At 66.9% G+C, this 17,518-nt stretch carries 12 protein-coding genes; 7 read left to right on the top strand and 5 right to left on the bottom strand.

The features are described 5' to 3' along the window. Positions 1–331 precede the first annotated feature (331 nt). The gene (locus CHC11_RS24180) at positions 332–1,723 is read left to right on the top strand and encodes a serine/threonine-protein kinase (protein ID WP_143227247.1); all 1,392 of its coding nucleotides are present in this window, start codon (positions 332–334) and stop codon (positions 1,721–1,723) included. 258 nt (positions 1,724–1,981) lie between these two features. Here CHC11_RS24180 and CHC11_RS24175 read toward each other — a convergent pair whose 3' ends face one another. Together CHC11_RS24175 and CHC11_RS24170 are read right to left on the bottom strand one after the other, a co-directional pair. Further along, positions 1,982–2,890, bottom strand: a complete 909-nt coding sequence (locus CHC11_RS24175) for an alpha/beta hydrolase (RefSeq protein WP_089314076.1) — start codon at positions 2,888–2,890, stop codon at positions 1,982–1,984. Positions 2,891–2,931: 41 nt separating this feature from the next. Beyond that, complete coding sequence (locus CHC11_RS24170) at positions 2,932–3,564, bottom strand: TetR/AcrR family transcriptional regulator (RefSeq protein ID WP_089314075.1); 633 nt, start codon at positions 3,562–3,564, stop codon at positions 2,932–2,934. A 420-nt stretch (positions 3,565–3,984) separates the two neighbouring features. On the opposite strand from CHC11_RS24170, the gene CHC11_RS24165 reads away from it, so the two are divergent. Further along, entirely contained in the window at positions 3,985–4,905 is a 921-nt protein-coding gene (locus CHC11_RS24165; protein ID WP_089314074.1) for an IS5 family transposase, read from the top strand. A 113-nt stretch (positions 4,906–5,018) separates the two neighbouring features. Here the strand turns inward: CHC11_RS24165 and CHC11_RS24160 are convergent, their stop codons facing one another. Further along, on the bottom strand, positions 5,019–5,957 hold the full coding sequence (locus tag CHC11_RS24160) for a sigma-70 family RNA polymerase sigma factor (RefSeq protein ID WP_089314073.1): 939 nt from the start codon (positions 5,955–5,957) through the stop codon (positions 5,019–5,021). Positions 5,958–5,967: 10 nt separating this feature from the next. Beyond that, positions 5,968–7,167 carry an NAD(P)/FAD-dependent oxidoreductase gene (locus tag CHC11_RS24155; RefSeq protein WP_089314072.1) on the bottom strand — a complete coding sequence of 400 codons (1,200 nt, stop codon included), beginning with the start codon at positions 7,165–7,167 and terminating at the stop codon, positions 5,968–5,970. Between the two features lie 165 nt (positions 7,168–7,332). On the opposite strand from CHC11_RS24155, the gene CHC11_RS41565 reads away from it, so the two are divergent. Next, positions 7,333–7,479 (top strand): hypothetical protein, encoded by a 147-nt coding sequence (locus CHC11_RS41565; protein ID WP_179278975.1) that lies wholly within the window; start codon positions 7,333–7,335, stop codon positions 7,477–7,479. A 119-nt stretch (positions 7,480–7,598) separates the two neighbouring features. On the opposite strand, the gene CHC11_RS24150 is transcribed toward CHC11_RS41565, so the two are convergent. After that, positions 7,599–8,885 (bottom strand): hypothetical protein, encoded by a 1,287-nt coding sequence (locus CHC11_RS24150; protein WP_089314071.1) that lies wholly within the window; start codon positions 8,883–8,885, stop codon positions 7,599–7,601. A 214-nt stretch (positions 8,886–9,099) separates the two neighbouring features. On the opposite strand from CHC11_RS24150, the gene CHC11_RS24145 reads away from it, so the two are divergent. The 4 genes from CHC11_RS24145 to CHC11_RS24135 are packed head-to-tail and all read left to right on the top strand — an operon-like array spanning position 9,100 to position 17,294. After that, the gene (locus tag CHC11_RS24145; protein ID WP_179278974.1) at positions 9,100–10,542 is read left to right on the top strand and encodes a hypothetical protein; all 1,443 of its coding nucleotides are present in this window, start codon (positions 9,100–9,102) and stop codon (positions 10,540–10,542) included. After that, positions 10,542–14,507, top strand: coding sequence for a DEAD/DEAH box helicase (locus tag CHC11_RS24140; RefSeq protein WP_089314069.1), 3,966 nt, complete (start codon positions 10,542–10,544; stop codon positions 14,505–14,507). Before CHC11_RS24145 ends, CHC11_RS24140 begins: the two co-directional genes overlap by 1 nt. Continuing rightward, positions 14,504–15,775 (top strand): hypothetical protein, encoded by a 1,272-nt coding sequence (locus tag CHC11_RS41560; RefSeq protein ID WP_179278973.1) that lies wholly within the window; start codon positions 14,504–14,506, stop codon positions 15,773–15,775. The genes CHC11_RS24140 and CHC11_RS41560 overlap by 4 nt, the downstream gene beginning before the upstream one ends. Beyond that, on the top strand, positions 15,765–17,294 hold the full coding sequence (locus CHC11_RS24135) for a phospholipase D-like domain-containing protein (protein WP_179278972.1): 1,530 nt from the start codon (positions 15,765–15,767) through the stop codon (positions 17,292–17,294). The genes CHC11_RS41560 and CHC11_RS24135 overlap by 11 nt, the downstream gene beginning before the upstream one ends. The last annotated feature ends 224 nt before the right edge of the window (positions 17,295–17,518 follow it).

Raw genomic sequence — 17,518 nt, 5'->3', positions numbered from 1 at the left:
TCGCTGCTCAGGCGCTCATGGAAGGCCCGAGTGATCATTTCGGGTGCGTCCATTGCAGAGTGTGAACTGCGCCAACGGGTCGCATGGCAGCATTTCAGGACCTGTGTTCCTGAGTCTGTGCCCTCTGCCACATTGGTCCCGTCGACCGTCACCTCGGTCGCCGGCGGCCGTTGCGCAGCGCCGCGCCAGTGACCGCGGAAGGGCTCACAGAATCCACCAGCTGGAGCACCGGGTGATCTCCGGCGGTCGTTCCCTCGCCACAGGCGAGCGGCCTTTGAGAAGATCTCACCTGTTCGTTCAGACACGAGTGTTCCTGTGAGAGGTATCGCCGTTGGAACCGCTGGGGCAGGACGGCTCGCGACAGGTGGCGGACGCGGACGGGCAGGTGCTGGCGGGACGGTACCGGCTGGTGTCGCTGCTCGGTCAGGGCGGCATGGGAGCGGTCTGGCGGGCCCACGACGAGCAACTGGACCGTGAGGTGGCGGTCAAGGAGCTGCGCCTGCCCGAGCACCTGCACGACGCCGCACGGCAGACCTGGATCGCCCGGCTGGACCGAGAGGCGCGCGCCGCGGCCGGGCTCAGGCATCCCGGGATCGTCACCGTGCACGACCGCGTGACCGGTGATGACGGCCGGCCCTGGATCGTCATGGAACTCGTCAGGGGGCGTTCCCTGGGCGACCTGCTGAGGGCCGAGGGACGGCTGCCGCCCGTCCGGGTCGCGCAGATAGGGTTGCGACTGCTGGACGCTCTGCGCGCGGCTCACCAGGCGGGCATCACCCACCGTGACATCAAGCCCGCCAACGTCCTGCTGGAGAACGACCGCGTCGTCCTGACCGACTTCGGCATCGCGGCCGTCGAAGGCGATGCGACCCTGACCGGAACGGGCGCCGTTCTGGGCACTCCCGCGTACATGTCCCCCGAGCAGGTCCGCGGCCAAGAGGCCACGGCCGCCGCCGACCTGTGGTCACTCGGCGCCACGCTCTACACCGCCGTGGAGGGACGCCCCCCGTTCGAGGGCGCCAGCACCGGGGCCGTCTTCATCGCCATCGCCACTCAGGACCCCACCCCACCCGCGCACGCCGGCCCCCTCGAACCCATCCTCAGGACGCTGCTGCACCGAGACCCCTCCCAACGCCCGACCCTAGATCGCCTGCACGCCCAGCTCACCTGGCTCGTCCAGGGCCGCCCGCCCGCACAACCGACCCTGCTCCAGCCGTCGGCACAACCGCCTGCTCCGCAACTTCCTCAACGCCCCGCCCGCACCCGCAGGAAAAAGGTTGTGCTCATCGCTCTCGTGGCGGCCGCCACCGCCCTGACGCTCGTCCCCACGGCGGGGTGGGCGGTGACGGCGTTCCGGGAGAGGCAGGGAAACCAGCGCTACGAGGCGAACATGAACACCATCGCGGGGATGGGGACGATCCCGGGTGATTCAAGCGAGCTCACCAGGACTCACGAGAACACAGTGGAGGTCGACTCGATCCTGTGCGAGGACACATCCGCCGTCGGGTGCAACCTGGAGGGCCAGGTCACCATCGTCATCAACTGGCTCCGGTCGCGGACCGGCGTGCGGTCCGTGATCCTCAAGCCCCCCACGGAGGAACCCAACACCTACCCCAGCCGTTCGCTGCTGGTTCTCACTCAGAATTCACTGAAGATAACTGAGGTCCTCATCTACGACGATGAGCACAACAACAAAATCATGCTCAGTTTCACCGTGGGCTGACGGCCGGCAGTTATGTCTTTGACGGGATCTGGTGCTCGGGCGTTCTGCACATGTGCTCCACCGGCCTGCCACGGTGACCAGGCCCTCGTGGAAGCCTCGATCCGCCGCGCGATCGTTGCGGGAGAGCGCTGTGCTTGCCGGGAACTACGTCCGCGCAGGTGAGAAGCGTGAGGGCGGCGGGCTCCGACGCGAGGCTTGATCAGTCTCAGTGCCAGAGCCGCCACCGGCGAGCGGAGCGCAGGAATCTCGGGTGGCCGGTCAGGCGGCCGTCCGGGGGGCGAGATGCCGGAGGAAGAACTCGGTCATGAGGGCGAGCGTGTTCTTGAACTCCTGGTCGTAGACGACGAAGTGGCCGCCGGACAGGGTGACGAGCCGCTTGGGGTGCAGGGCCCGTTCGTAGGCGGCGAAGGCCAGGTCGCTGTGAGTGAGGATGTCGTGCTGGGCGACGACGAGCATGAGCGGTGTAGGGGAGATGCGGGCGATGTAGTCGCCCGGCTCGTAGCCGGCGATCGCCTCCACCGACCGGAGCGTGACCTCGTTACGCCACGTCGCCAGGCGCTCCGGCTCGATCGTCTGGTACCACTCGTAGGTTTCCCGGTCGGCCATCGCGGCGGGCTCCCCGGGGGTCGCGGTGACGAGGGGGATCATCGCCGGCGCCTCGCCGTTGAACCGGGCGAGCCGGTCGGCGTCGAAGCTCCTGCGCACCTCGGCGAGCGCCTCGCTGGGGATGAACCGCGACAGGGTCGTCCCGCCGCTGACGACCGGCACCTGCGAGTAGACGGCCTTGACCCGCCGGTCGACGGCCCCGACGACGAGCACGTGCCCGCCCGAGAAGCTCGACCCGAACACCCCGATGCGCTCGGCGTCCACCTCGGGCCGCGTGCACAGGAAGGTGATGGCGTCCCGGTATCCCTGGATCTGTGTCCAGGGGTCGACCTCCTGGCGCGGCTCGCCGTCGCTCGCGCCGAACGAGGCGTGGTCGTAGAGGACGACCGCCAGCCCGGCCGCGGCGAGCGCTTCGGCGATGTCGTCGGTGTACTGCTCCTTGACCGCCCCGAGTCCGTGGGTGACGACCACGGCCGGGTGCGGGCCAGAGGTGCCGTCGGGGGTGTAGAGCCATCCGCGGAGGGTCGTCCCGGCCGAGACGAACTCGATGTCCTGACGCATTTGCGGGTCCTTTCGCTGGTGCGGCGGGTCTACACCGCGGCCTAGGGAGGGCCGGGGGAGTCGCCGGGGGTGAAGACGCCGCCGAGGGCGGCGGCGTGCGCGGCCGCGGCGGCGCTCTCGGCGATCTCGTCGTCCACCGGTCCGCGGGCGACGAGCAGGCGGTAGTAGACGGGGGCGCCGACGGCGCTGATGATCGCGATTCCGTCGGTCCCCGGCGGCAGTTCGCCGCGTCCTACGGCCCGTTCGACGATCCGGGACGCGAGGCGGTTGCGTTCGGCGATCACCGTCGCCCAGGCGGTGGACGCCTCGGGGGACCGGACGGCGGCGGCCACGACGCCCTCGACGAGCGCCCGGGCCCTGGGCTGCCGGTACAGGGCGGCGATCTCCAGCGCGAGCGCCCGGAGGTCGTCCTTCAACGAGCCGGTGTCCGGTATCGGGATCTCGCTCCTGCCCAGTTCGCCCAGCAGGTCGACGACGAGTCCCTCGACCGTCCGCCATCGCCGGTACAGCGTGGCCAGATGCACGCCCGAACGCTCGGCCACCTTCTCCAGGGTGAGGCCGGCGTATCCGCCGGCCTCCAGTTCGTCCCGGACCGCGGCCAACACCGCTGCCCGGGTGCGCGCCGTTCGGCCGCCGGGCCGCACGGCCCCCGTCGCGCGCGGCTTCACGTCCATACGGCGCCCCTCTCCGTGGGTCACGTCACATGGTAACGCGAAATTCTTTGCATTAACAGCCGGGCGGCAGGTGCACTGCGGGGGTGTCCGCCTGGTGGCCCTGCTCGGCCGTGTTCCACAAGGTCGAAGACCGAGTTGACGGCCCAACGCGTGGTTCGGGTTCAACGGCGGCCCCGCCGGCACTCTCATTTGGTGGATCACCGGGGCGACCGGGCCGGGTCTCGCCAGGGAAACGACAGGGTGGTCGAGACGTCTGGGACGGCGTCGTCGGTCTGCATGCAAGAAGGCGAGCTCGTTGACGGGCCGATCTAGGCCGTGTTTAGGAAGTCTGGTCCCAGGTCGGCATGTCGTGTCTGGGGATGAGTGAGGTCTCCGGTAGATGGATCAACGACCAAGAAGACCATCTGCACGGAGACCTCGGTGGCCAGGGTATCGATTGGAGCGCGTAAGGATCTGACCGACCGGCAGTGGCGGGTGCTGGAGCCGCTGCTTCCCCGGCCCAAGCGGCCGGGCCGGCCTCGCAAATGGACGCGCAGGCAGCTGGTGGACGGTGTGCGGTGGCGGGTGCGGGTCGGTGCGCCGTGGCGGGATGTGCCCGAGCGGTACGGCCACTGGCAGTCGGTCTACGGGCTGTTTCGCTGCTGGCAGCGAGCCGGGGTGTGGGCGCTGATCTGGGCGAAGCTGATGGCCTTTGCCGACGCGGCGGGGCTGGTCGGCTGGTGGGTGTCGGTGGACTCCACCATTTGCCGGGCGCACCAGCATGCCGCCGGTGCCCGCCGCGATGGCACCGCCCAGGCCGAGCCACCCGGCGGAACCGGCGGTCTCGAGCCGCCCGATCATGGGCTGGGCCGCTCACGCGGCGGGCTGACCACCAAGATCCACCTTGCCGCAGAGCAAGGCCGCAAGCCGATGGCGGTGCTGCTGACGGGCGGGCAGCGCGGCGACAGCCCGCAGTTCACCGCGGTGCTGGAGCGGGTGCGGGTCGCCAGGCTCGGGCCGGGACGCCCGCGGAACCGGCCAGACCGCGTCCTGGCCGACAAGGCCTACAGCTCCCGAGCCAACCGGGCCTACCTGCGCCATCGCGGCATCCGGGCGACCATCCCGGTCAAGGACGACCAGCAGGCCCACCGCAAGGCCAAGGGCTCGGCCGGAGGACGACCACCGGCATTCGACACCGACGCCTACCGGCAGCGCCACGCCGTGGAATGCGGCATCAACCTGCTCAAGCAACACCGGGCGGTGGCCACCCGCTACGACAAGCTCGCCGTCCGCTACCAAGCCACCATCCAAGTCGCCATGATCGACATCTGGCTGCGAGCCCTGGCCAACACCACTTTTTAAACACGGCCTAGTCCCGGAAAGCCCGCGCAGGACCGTGCGGGTGCTGCCGGGCCCCGATCGCACGAGACGCCGTGCTCCTGACGAGTCGGATGGTGCGCCAGAACTTCGTCAGGTCACCACTGGGTGATGAACGGCGTGTCCGGTTCGTGGTGCCGCCAGGCATGGTTGAGGCGGGCGAGGCTGGTGGGGGCGGCGATGCCGCGCACGGTTGCGATCTTGCCGCCGGTGATGTCGAACGCCACGGCGCCGACGACACGGTCGCCGACCACGAAGAGGGCGGCGGGGCCGCCGTTGACGAGCGCGTAGTGGATGGCGGGCGTGCCGCCGGCGAGCCGTCGTTTCGCGGGTGTGGGGTTGAAGCCGGCCCGTGCGATGGCGGCGATGCGCTGCGCGGTGTCGTACCGCAGCGGTGCCCCGGTGAGGCCGGCGCCGTCGGAGATCGCGGTCGCGTCGTCGGTGAGCAGCGCCACCAGCCGTTCGGTACGGCCCGAGGAGGCGGCGGCGAAGAATTCCTCGACGATCCTGCGGGCGGACGCGGGGTCGGCTTCGCCGCCGGGGCGGCGCGCGGCGGTGATGCGGCGCCGGGCCCGGTGCAGGTGCTGCTGGCTTGCGGACTCGGTGATGTCGAGGATCTCGGCGATCTCGGCGTGGCTGTAGGAGAACGCTTCGCGCAGGAGGTAGACGGCCCGCTCAAGGGGTGAGAGGCGCTCCATGAGAGTCAGCACGGCCAGGGAGACCGATTCGCGCTGCACGAAGGTGTCGGCGGGGCCGAGCATCGGGTCGCCGTCGAGGAGCGGTTCGGGCAGCCGGGCACCCACAGTGCGTTCGCGGCGAACCTGTGCCGATCGGAGCCGGTCGAGGCACAGGTTGCTGACGACCTTCGTCAGCCATGCTTCCGGCACCTTGATGCGCTGCCGGTCGGCGGCCTGCCATTGCAGGAACGCGTCCTGCACGGTGTCTTCGGCGTCGGCGGCCGAGCCCAGCAGCCGGTAGGCCAGCGAGGCCAGCCGGTTCCGGCTGGCCTCGAACCGATCGGTGGCGGTGCTGTCCATCCGGGCGACTCTATGCGGCGGCCGTCTCGGCGGACCGGTCGGACGCCGTGGCCAGGCGGCGCTTGCGCTTGGGCATGCAGAAGGTCGGGTGCGAGGTGGCCCAGAGCGACATCCGGACGATGCTCGCCTTGATCCTCGCGGCCTTCCAGCCGCCGACGTACCTCGGCTTCGCCATCCCTTCGTCGTCGACCATCTGCACGATCGCGTCCCGCCGCCCGAGACTGATGTGGTTGCCGTAGAAGAGCAGCTTGGTGTGGGGGACCTTGCGGCCGGTCAGGCGTCCGACGATCGCTTCGATCGCCTGATTGCTGGTGTAGCCGGCCGAAGCGCAGGACATCGGCAACGGCCGGCCGTTGTCGCCGACGGCGTGGGCGCAGTCGCCGACCGCGTAGACGTTCGGGTGCGAGACCGACCGCATGGTGCGATCGACGACGATCTGACCGTTCCCGGTGACCTCCAGCCCGCCGGCGGCGGCGAGGGGGCTGAGTGCGAACCCGGCCGCCCACACGGTCGCGTCGGACGCCAGGACGGTGCCGCCGGCGCACAGGACCCGCGTCGCTTCGACCGCTTCGACGCTGGTGTGCTCCAGGACGGTGATGCCCAGCCGGTCGCAGGCCCGGCGGAGGTGGTCGCGGGCTCCGACGGAGAGCCGGGCGCCCAGCTCGCCGCGGGCGATCAGCGTCACCGACAGGCCGGGCCGGCGTTCGGCGATCTCGGCGGCGGTCTCGATGCCGGTCCACCCGTCGCCGACGACCAGCACACTCCCGCCTTCGCCCCGCCTGTCCAGGTCGTCCAGGCGCTCGCGCAGGCGGACGGCCGAAGGCCGGCCGGCGACGTCGAAGGCGTGCTCGACCACGCCGGGGACGCCGTGGTCGGCGACGCGGCTGCCGAGCGCGTAGAAAAGCGTGTCGTAGCCGAGTTCGCCGCCACCGTCGGCGTCGGCCACGGCGACGACTCGGCGCTCGGGGTCGACGGCGGTGACACGGGCCACGCGCAGCCGTATTCCCGTGCCCGCGAAGACGTCGGTGAGCTTGGGGGTCTGGATCTCCCGGCCGGCCGCGAACTGGTGCAGCCGCAGCCGCTGGATGAACTCCGGCACAGCGTTGACCACGGTGATCTCGGTGTCCGCTCGGGACAGACGGCGGGCCAGGACCCCGGCCGCGTAGGCCCCGGCATAGCCGGCGCCGAGGACGACGATGCGGTGCTTCATGGGTTGCTCCCGTCGGTTCGCTTGCTCTCGGTGAGTTGAGCGGAACAGCGCCCCGTTTGCTGACAGGAACTGCTTATGGCCTGGGTCACAGAGCGGCGGACGCGCCGCCCGACGATGCCCGCGGCCCCGAGACGCAGCCGCAGACCGAAATGAACAGGGTGATCGATGTCGACCACCGTCGACATCGACATCAAGCTCGCCAAGCGGAAGGTGGCCGTGGGCGAATTTGTCGCGTTCCCGGTTCGTTCGGAGACCGGACGATCCGGACCTGTCGCCACGCATCTGCTGACGGTCCGCCAAGCCACCGCCTGATACCTGAGCAGCCTTGCCTGCTGAGATGCACACCTTCGTCCTGGGGCAGGAGCCGTAGCACCCACGTCTCGCCACGATGCTCTGGTCTACACCCGCCAATTCATCTGGAAATCAACTGATCAGAGCATGCTGTTCTTGTGGCCTTGGTGCCATCGATACCAGCGGCCTGCCGTCCAGTAGAGGTGAACCAGGACGCCTGCGACCGCCAGCATGGCGGCTAGGCCGCTGGTCAGAACGGTCGTAGAGACGAGCACCCACATGATCGTTACGGCTGCCACAGCGAGGCAACAACACCCGCCGGAGGTGTCGCTGATCATCTCGGCGGTGAAATCCAGGGTGGGTCTCAGCCGCCTGGTAATCCCGCGGAGCGCCCACCAGTCCTTGTCATAGTCCGCGCCCAACCGGACGCACAACGCGCCCTCAACCAGGACCTGGATTGACCAGGCGGTGTCGAACATCTCGCTTATGGGTTCAGGAGCGACCGATCGCGAGCCGAAGTGCAGGCCTACGAGAAGGCTGCCGGTCGCACTCCATGCGGCGTGAAGCAACCCGGCTCCGAGGGCCAGCCACAACAACGCAGGCAGCGTTGCGAAACCACGGATGGTGTGCCGTTTCACTTGCCAGGGGTCATCGCCTTGGGCGGTCGGTTTCGAAGGTGGTACTCGCCCGTGCCGCTCAGCATCCTTGCTCGCGACCGGGAACAATTCGCAGAGGATCAGCACACGGACCGGATCGTCGCGGTTCTCCGAGGCAAGACTCTCGAACCAGTCGACGCGTTCAGGTAGCGAAGCGCGACAGGCTTCGCTAACGCGCGTGAGGTGTTCGATGAGCTCGCCATGGTCTGTGGCGAGTTGCAATAGTGCTGCGTTCACCGGCAGCGCGGAGATGGCGGTCTGAGCGGCGGATGGAAGCGTCGCCGTCGCGCTCAACCGATTGAAGGAGGCGTGCAACTCGCTCCACCGGTCATGAATTTGCTGCAATTCACTGCCGTTCGGAAACCGCTCGAACTCGGGCAGCAATCGCTCTCGCCATAGAGCGTCGATCAGGCCGCGCCCGGGGTCACCTTGCGCGCGTGCGGACGTGGCCAGGTCGTGAAGGCGCCTTGGCTTGAGCTCCTCGCCACGGTAGGTCGCAGGTATCCCTGGATCCAGCCAATTGAGCAGGTGGATCAGCTTGGCGTCAACGGAGAACCTGTCCGTCGCCAGACACCGCGCAAGGAGATCGTCCGGTTCTTCCCGATCGCGATCACTCGGAAATTGCCGTAACCAGTCCCAGGCGATCCCGTGGCTGAGAAGATCGGCTGCCTTGTCCCAGTTGCCCGCCAGTGCGGCGGCGAGGCTCGTCCGTTCGGTGTAGGGCTCGCCCAGAAACCACAGTGGCTCGATCGGCTCGGCTGGATGCGACATGTCATCTCCGCCCGCCTGATCCTGTGGTTGCACAGCGACCTATATATCAGGTGACAAGCCGGCCAGGGAGGCGTTCCGACGCCCGCCCTGGCCGGTCAGTAGTGATCAATAGTTCACTGCTGACAGTGCTAATAGAATTCGATTCTATTTCGAAATGATTAAGTTTGAGGCTCTTGTCGGGCTTGTGTCCGCTCCGGGTGGATATCTTCGCGCAGTGGCGGCATTTGATGAGCAAGTTGATCGAATGAAAAGGATCTTTCGCGGCCTGGAGACCTACGGTGACGGATCCCCATCCGAGCAGGCGACGCGTTTTCGCCTCACCGAACTGTTCCCCGAGGTCATAGAGCGTGCGCGCAAGAACTCCAAGGCTTGGGAGAGCCCGCAGGTCGACCTGCTGGTGAGCCTGTCCGGCTTCTCACCGGCCACCACGATCCTGGCCTTCGAGCTGCTACAGCCCAAACGTTTGTTCGTCATCTCCTCGGCGACCACCGAGAAGAGCATCGACGTGATAGCCGACAATCTGCTCGGTGAGCGGCTCCCCATGCGCCACTTCCGTCATAAGCCCTGTGATGGGACCGACCCTCTGGCCATCTACCGGTTGGTCAAGGAAGAGGTCGGAAACCTTGCAGAGGACGGGCGGCGGCTGTCCGCGATGATCGACATCACCGGCGGGAAGAAGGTGATGAGCGCCGCGGCGGCCCTGGTGGCATGGCAGCTCGACCTGCGGCTCTGCTACATCGACAGCAGTTACGACAGCGAGATGCGCCAGCCTATTCCCGGTACCGAGAGGCTGCTCATCTTGGAGAACCCGACAACGATCTTTGGCGACCAGGAGATGGACTCCGCCCTGGAAACCTTCCGCAGCGGTGCCTTCGCCGTCGCTCAGGAGAAGTTCGCCGTCCTCGCCGAGTCGATGACCGAGCCCAGTCGCGCCAGGCTTTTGCGTGACCTGTCCGCGCTGTACCAGGCCTGGACCGATCTCGACCTGCCGCGGCTGCCTGTGCTGAGCGACCAGGTGGCGAAGGGATTGGCCGACCCCCTCACTCGCGTCAGCAGCGCCGCCGCCACCCAGCTGTCGGAGCAGCTCGCCTACATCGCCCAGCTGACCGAGGCGGGCGACTTGCGCGGGATGCCGAATTTCTATGTGCTGGGCGAGCATTATCGTGGTCTGGGACGCACCGACTTCGCTGCTCTGCTTTATTACCGGACCGTGGAGGGATGTTTTCAGCAGCGCCTCGACTGTGCGCTCAAGGGATTCGACACCGGCGATGCCGACTACGAGCTGATCGACGTTCCACGCGATGAACTTCTCAGGAGGTTCAACGAAATTCTGCGCCGGATGAAGAGACCGCCGGTGACGGCCCTCCCCACCAGGATCGGGTTCATGGATTCGGCCGTCCTGCTGCACGTCCTCGGTGACTCGATGCTGGAACGCATCAACGTCCGCGACGTCAAGGGCATTAGCTATCTCTCCCGACTCACCGAGGCGCGCAACAAATCCGTCCTCGCTCATGGGAACCGCACTGTGTCCGCGCGTGACTGCGACCAGCTGCGCGATCTTGCGCTTCGGTGCCTGCGGGCTCTGTGGTCCCTGCACCAACCGGGTGAGGACATCGACGCGCTCTGCAGAACCCTGCGGTTCGTCCGGGATGTTTGATGGCCAAGTGGGATCGCGTCGAGCCGCGGCTCGCCCCTCCCCGGCATTGGGTCGACGAACTTGAGGAACTGCGCCGCGGCCGACTGACGGCCTCGTTGGGCGAGATCAGGCTGAGCTTCGACCCGAGCCAGTTCACCGGCGTGGATCTCGACGCAGTGGCCGCCGACCTCAGTGCCGCCGCGGTGCTGGCCCGGGCCCCCGGTGAGCGCCGGTACTACGACTTCTTCGGGGAGAAGTACCTGCTCCGGCTGCTCGACCGGAAGGCCAAGGAAGGGCAACACCGGTTGGCGGTCGTGGCTTCCGTCCGGCAATCCGACAGGATGCTCCCGCGGACGGGTTGGTTCACCTGCAAGGTGACCTTCGACCGGCTCTGGGACGAGCGCCCGTGCGATCTGCCCGCCCTGCTGGACGCCGTCGGCCAGGAGCGGCAGGCCGCGCGGCGTAAGGCAGCCGAACGCGCCCTCACGTCCAGGCACCAGCAGCGAACTCCGGCACGGTCCGCCGACCTCAGTGCTCTGGCCGGACGCCGCTATGGAGCACTACGCGCGCTCCTCGAGTTGCTCAAGCTACGGGCCGAAAACGAATGCATCGAGGCACCCTGCACGATCGTGGATTCCGATCGACGATCCGGCGCTGACGACGAGTCACCGTTGCTGGCGCTGCAACTGGAGGGGAACACACGCGACTTCGACGACGCCCGCGTGACGCTCACCGCGGGGCCGTTCTCGGTTAACACCAAGGTCGTCGACAGCGGGCAGGGCCTGCTCTTCGTCGAGCGCCCTGCGGTTCCCCTGCCCGATGCCCCGTTACGGATCAGCAGAAACTCCCGCTTCGGGATGCGGCAGCACCAGTCCGCGCTCGATGCGTTCATGAGGGGCGATGTCTCCGGTGACTGGGCGGATCTGGTGAACCTGCTCTGTGACACCAAGGCTCTGGAACTCGCCGCTTCCCAGATCGTCCGCCCAGACCGGTTCTTCTGCGATCTCGATCCCGGCACCCCCGCCCTCAACGACGAGCAGCGCAAGGCCGTGACAGGGGCGATGAGCACACCCCACGCCTTCATGATCCAGGGACCTCCGGGGACCGGTAAGACCTCGGTGATCTCCGAGCTGGTGCGCCAGCTCGTCGCCCGCGGCGAGCGGGTGCTGCTGCTGGCCCCCACACACGCGGCCATCGACGAGGCCCTGCGCAGGGTGGGCGACAAACCGGGGATCCGCGCCCTCAGACTGACCTGGAACGAGCTCAAGGTCGACGAGGACCTGCGGCGGTTCCTGCCCGACCAGATGGCCTTGACGCCCAACCTGCGGGTGCGACGACCCGAGTTCTCGCGGGCAGCCGGGTGGGACACCGAGTATCACCGCCTGGAGTCCGAGCTGAAGGCGGCCGAGCGACTCCAAGCGCTGCTCCCCGACGTGAACGTCGTCCGCGAAGCCGCCCAACGAGCGCAGACAGAGATGCGGGACGGGCATGACCTCCTCGCCCAGGCCCAGAGTCAGTACGACGAGCGTGCCGGCGCCCTGGCCCGGCAACTGGCCGATACTCGGGCCCGGCTGAACGAAGCGGCAGCCGAAGAGGATGCGTGGACCCAACGGCGGCAGCGGGCCCAGAGCCGTATCTCCCGGTACGTCGAAGGGTTGCAGCGGTTGGCGAGAGCCGCGGAGGAACTGGAGCACGCGCGTCACGAGTCTAAGTCCGCCCGTTCCGAACTGGCCAGGCAAGAAGGCGTTCTCCGCGATCTCGCGCAAGCCGATATCGTGGCGCTCACTCCGCTGGACGAACAGATCCGTGCCACCGCCGAACGCATTGCCAGGGCTCAGCGGAAGACCGCCGAGCAAGGGCAACGGGTGCACCACGCGCTGCAAATGATCAAAACGATCCGGCTGCAGCGCGGAAGCTTCGGCAGCTTCATCGACACGCTCTTCGGGCGGCAGGATCCCAATCTTGCCGAGTGGTATCGGCACCGTGCCGCCGCGTGGGAAGCCTCGGCCCGGGCGCGCTCAGAGTGGTCGCGCGCGGAGGAGTGGCGTAAGGAACTGCTGCGCAGGCGAGAGACGCTGCTGGCCGAGTGGCGGGAGGAAACCCACCGACGACGCGAACATGCCCTGAGACAGGTCGATGCGGCGAGCCAGGTGCATCGGAGGAGCGTCCACGCATGGCAGAGCTCGCTGCGGGCGGTGGGGCTGGCCGTCTTCCCCGTCGAATCACAGGTCGATGACCTGGCCCGGCGCCTCGACGCCTTTCTGCGTGACCCCGTCCGTACGTCCGACCTCCCGGAGTGGCTCAACCTGCCAGACCTCGCGGCGGCGAGTCGCGAACTGGCGGCCATCACTAGGCGGGAACGAGATCTCGGGCTGCTGCGCCGGCGGGAGGAGCGAACGCACGAAGAGATCGTGCGACTGGACACGGCGGCCGCGTCCGACCGCGTGCGGAACGAACAGTTGGTCGCCGAGGCGCAAGAACGCCTTGCAGAGGCGGAAAGTCGCCTTGAGTTGATGACGGATTCGATCGGCCCTGCCCTCGAGAGCCTGGGCTTCGATGGTCTACCTATGGCGGAGGACCTGGCCACCCGGATTGACGCGATCCGGAATCGCCACACCCTCATCCCGCATCTCATCAAGTTCGAGCGACGATGGTTCGAGCTCAATGCATCCCTCTCGGACGAGCAGATCGCCGCCGAGATCGACATCGCCTACGGCCGGACCGCCAACCTGGTGTGCGCCACGACCACCGGAATCGTCGGCCGTGGCAGCGACCTCGTCCGCCATGCCGATTTCGACACGCTCATCGTGGACGAGGCCAGCCGCGTCACGGACAGCGAATTCCTTATCGGTGCCGTCCGTGCTCGCAGATGGGTGCTCGTAGGAGACGAGAAGCAGCTTCCTCCGCACGTGGACAATCTCGACGAGAGACACCTGCACGCCCTGGCGGCCATCGCGCGGGCCGAGCGCGGGGACGCACCGTCGATCGAGGACGCGGTACGGAAACTGGCCAACCTGTGGGAGAAGGATGAGGACCTGCGCGCATATCGGGTTCCAGAAGTCACCCAGTACGCCGAGAACCTGGTTGGGTCCGGCGGGTGGGATGAGATCTACAGAAAGGACTTCAAGAAGGCTCGCGAGGCGACCCGCAGATCGACATCCTGCGGAGATTCCGACACCGACCGGCGCGTCCTGCTCACCATGCGGGATTATCTGGTGAGGAGCCTGTTTCAACGCGCCGTCGAGAGTTGCCGCAAGCCCCTGCGGCAACCCCTCATCATGCAACGGCGGATGATCGAGCCGATCGCCGACATCGTGCGCGGCCCGGTCTATGGAGGCGACCTCCTCACCCCTGCCCCGGAGGACCTCGCCGCACACGGCGTCGTACCCCTGGTAGCCGGAAAATTCACCGCACCGGTCATCCTGCTCGACACCAGTGCTTACGGTCAGCGGGCAATGGAGCAGAGGAAGAACACCGGTTTCGTCAACGACCTTGAGTGCCAGTGGGTCGTGGACGTCTGCGAACAATACGAGCGCCGACTCGACCGCAACGAACAGGTGTCAGTGAGTGTCCTTTCTTTCTATGCCGCTCAGGCCGCATTGATCAAAAACAGGCTGGGTTTTCCGCGTTACACAAGCTTTCGCAAGCTGAAATTCCGGGTGGTAGGCCCGGTCGATCGCAGCCAGGGCCAGGAAAGCGACCTAGTGATAATCAGCTTCACTCGGGCAAGCAAGCACGTGGGGCCGAACTACGGTCTGTGGCTCCAGGACCTGCGACGGCTCAATGTCGCCTGCACCCGGGCCCATCGTGCTCTGGTGCTGGTTGGTCATCGCGACACCCTGAGTCGGCTCGGGACCGGCGTGATCACGAATCCGGGACGAGCGGAGTCCGACGGCCGCGGCAAGGCGGCTGCCTTCTACCAGGCCCTGCTCAGCCGATTCGACTCCGCTTCGAACGACTACAAAGTCATTAAGGATTTCGGGTGACCCAGGAGCATCTCGCGGTCGAGATCCTCTGGAACGACGGCATCGCGACACGCGACGAGAAGGCGCTCGCCGTCGTGGCCGAAGCCTATCTGCCGGTGCTGTCGTGGCAGAAGATTCCCATACGGCGGCATCTCGACGAGGAGATCACCGCAGTTGAGCGGCTCGTGCTCGAGCTCGCCCAGGAGCTCGGCTGGATCACCGTCGAGACCGTTCAGGAGGTCACCGACCTTCCTGAGGAATCGACGCGCGCGATCATCGAGCGACTCGCCGAATATGGCGCGCTGCGCCAGGAGCAGCACTGGTACGCAGCCGTCCCTTCGGCGATCGCCGAAATGATGAGCCTCTCTGCGCTCCGTCGCCGCGAGGATGCGACCTGCGACGTTGTCCTGCTCCCGTACACAGGTGACGCCTTCGCCTTTGGCGTTCCCCTGCCGGGAAAGAAACGCAGAAGTCCCCACAGACCCTATTTCGAGCATATCCGAGAATCCCAGCGTTTTCCCGTTCCCGACTGGCTCTTCGGGAGGCGGCCCAATGAGGTCCTCGCCGAAATGGCGGCGGAAGGCCGCCTTGTTGGTCTACCCTCCGACGTCGAGAAGATCCTTGACGCGCCGGCCATGGCACCGATCGGTGAAATGTGCCCTGCGTACCGGGTACACGGCCTTGTCCGCGCCGATCGGCTCGAGTTGCACGCCTTCGTCCATGACTTCAAGGACGCCGACCGCATCCGGATCGACCTCCCCGGAGGAACGGCGGTCGCGGCAACCTGGTGCGAGCGAGCGGGCGTTCTGGAAACGGCGGCGGGCGTCCAGGCCGCGTCCGTCTCCCTCGGAGCGTCGCATTCCGAAGACATCGAAGCGGTGCGGACCGGCTTCTGTGCATGGACATTCCACCTCAATGAACGTGCCGCCACAGAGATCACCGCGGCCGGGCGGAACCTGGACGGCGGCGGATTCACCCTTCAAGACGACGAGTCCATCTTCGAGATCACCGTTGGGTTCGAACCTTCGACACCGGCGGCCCGCAGAGTCTTCGCGCTCGACCGGGCAGTGCGTCTGCTGCTGCGCCGGCGCCGCGACCTGATGCATGCCCGCATCCTTGCCTCCTTGGAGCCTGCGGATGTGGACAAGGTCCTGCGTACCGCCGAGCAGCGCTTCGGCCTCGTCGGGGGCTCGCTGCGGCGGACCGAACTCATGCGGCACCTGTGGACGCTCCGCGAGTACAGCACCGTATACATGCTGCGAGAGGATGACTTCTCCTATGACCGATGAGATCGACGTGGGAGCCAAAACGGTGGAGGGCGATTACTTCCTGAATCGGCCGGGCTGGAAGAGTCGCCCGTTCACCGCGGGTGGGAACGTGGACGGCAACCGCCACTGTGTCACCTACCGCAACTCCGACCAGTCGATCCGGCACGCGCTGATATCCCTGGTCAAGAGCGCGAGAAGAAAGATCTTCATCGCCAGCTTCTTTCTCGGCGACGCTGAACTCGCGCAGGAGCTGGTGGCGGCTGCGCAACGGTTGGTCGGCGGGGTGTACGTCATCTCCGCCATCGACGACAGAAGCCTGCGCAGAGGGCTCGACGAACTCGAAGACGGGGACATCGGTGTGGGCGTCGGAGGGGAGCGCAGAGACCCGGCCGAACACAAGCGCTTCGACAAGCTGGTGGGCAGTGGGGTCTACGTTCGCGGCCATGAGAACTGCCATGCCAAGTTCGCGGTGGCTGACGACGAGACAGCGCTTGTCACCAGCGCGAACTTCACCACTCGGGCGCTGGAGAAAACGGGAGAGAGCGGCGTCCTCGTCCACGACGCCATTGAAGCCCGTCGCCTCGCCCGGCTGTTCGCCCGCTTGTGGCATGAAGGCTGCACCTGGGAGATCCCGCCAATGTCCCACCATGAGAAGTACACCGCTGAACGGCGCTCCCCCGCCGCATGGGCCGGCACCGTGCCCCAGCCGGGATTCGATTCCTCATACGGGGTGATCTGGACGGACGGCCAGGACCAGCATATTCTGCGGCACCTGCAGCGCATTGTCACCGGCGCCCGGGAGGAACTCCTGCTGGCGACTTGGTCCCTGAACGGAATGAGTCGGCACCCCGAATTGCTGCTGGAGCCGGTCAAACAGGCGACCAGGAGAGGTGTCCGAGTTCGGATGCTGGTACGGGTCTTCAACGATCGCCTTCATCACCGGGCGGATGCCGGAACTTTTGCGGACGCCGGAGTGGAAATCGTCCCTGACACCCTTACCCACGCCAAAGGGGCGATTGCCGACAGCCGCCGCGGAGCCCTATTCTCCGCCAACTTCGACCGGGAACATGGACTCACCAGCGGAGTCGAGGCCGGCTGGAGACTGGACGGTACACCGCTACTCGATGAGGCCCGCGCATACTTCCAGCACGCTATGGACAACGCAGACGCCGAATTCGCCCGCACCCCGAGCCAGCGCGATCTGCACGATCGCCTCATCACCTGGAAATTGCAGCGATGGCCTTTGCCGCGTCGGATGGCGGTCGAGGCGACATCGCTGGCATGGAAATCGCTGGCCTCCGGCGTGGAGGCGGGGCCAGTGCTGTTCACGGTCGATGGCGACGGTGAGGTGGAACTTTTGGTCGATCGCCATCGGTTCGCGATCCGGCAGAATGGCATGGACGTGGTCCGCCTGGAGATCAGTCCACATGTGGAGCCGAAGCCCAGCGATCAGCGTCTTGAGGAATGGCTCCGGACGAGAGGCGTCCCAGCAACCGGGACCCGCGGAGTCTGCCCTGCGGTTTTCGAGCTTTCCGTGTGACAGGGGGCCGGGTTCCCCAGCTCCTGGGCAGGAACTCCCAGCGGATCCCGGTGTGGAGGAAGGTTGCTCACCCTTACGCACCCACCCACACCCCACCCGGCATCACGCGATGTGGCATCGCCTGCACATTATTATGATCTCTAAAGGAACGTCTCGGGAGTATCTCTCACAAGGGATACCCCGCGCCGACTTTTTCACAAGCACTCGTGGGTTGAATGCGGTGA

This window comes from Actinomadura mexicana (assembly GCF_900188105.1).
Taxonomy (GTDB): domain Bacteria; phylum Actinomycetota; class Actinomycetes; order Streptosporangiales; family Streptosporangiaceae; genus Spirillospora; species Spirillospora mexicana.
The sequence above is the reverse complement of the archived record's forward strand: the minus strand, read 5'-3'. Positions and strand labels throughout refer to the sequence as shown.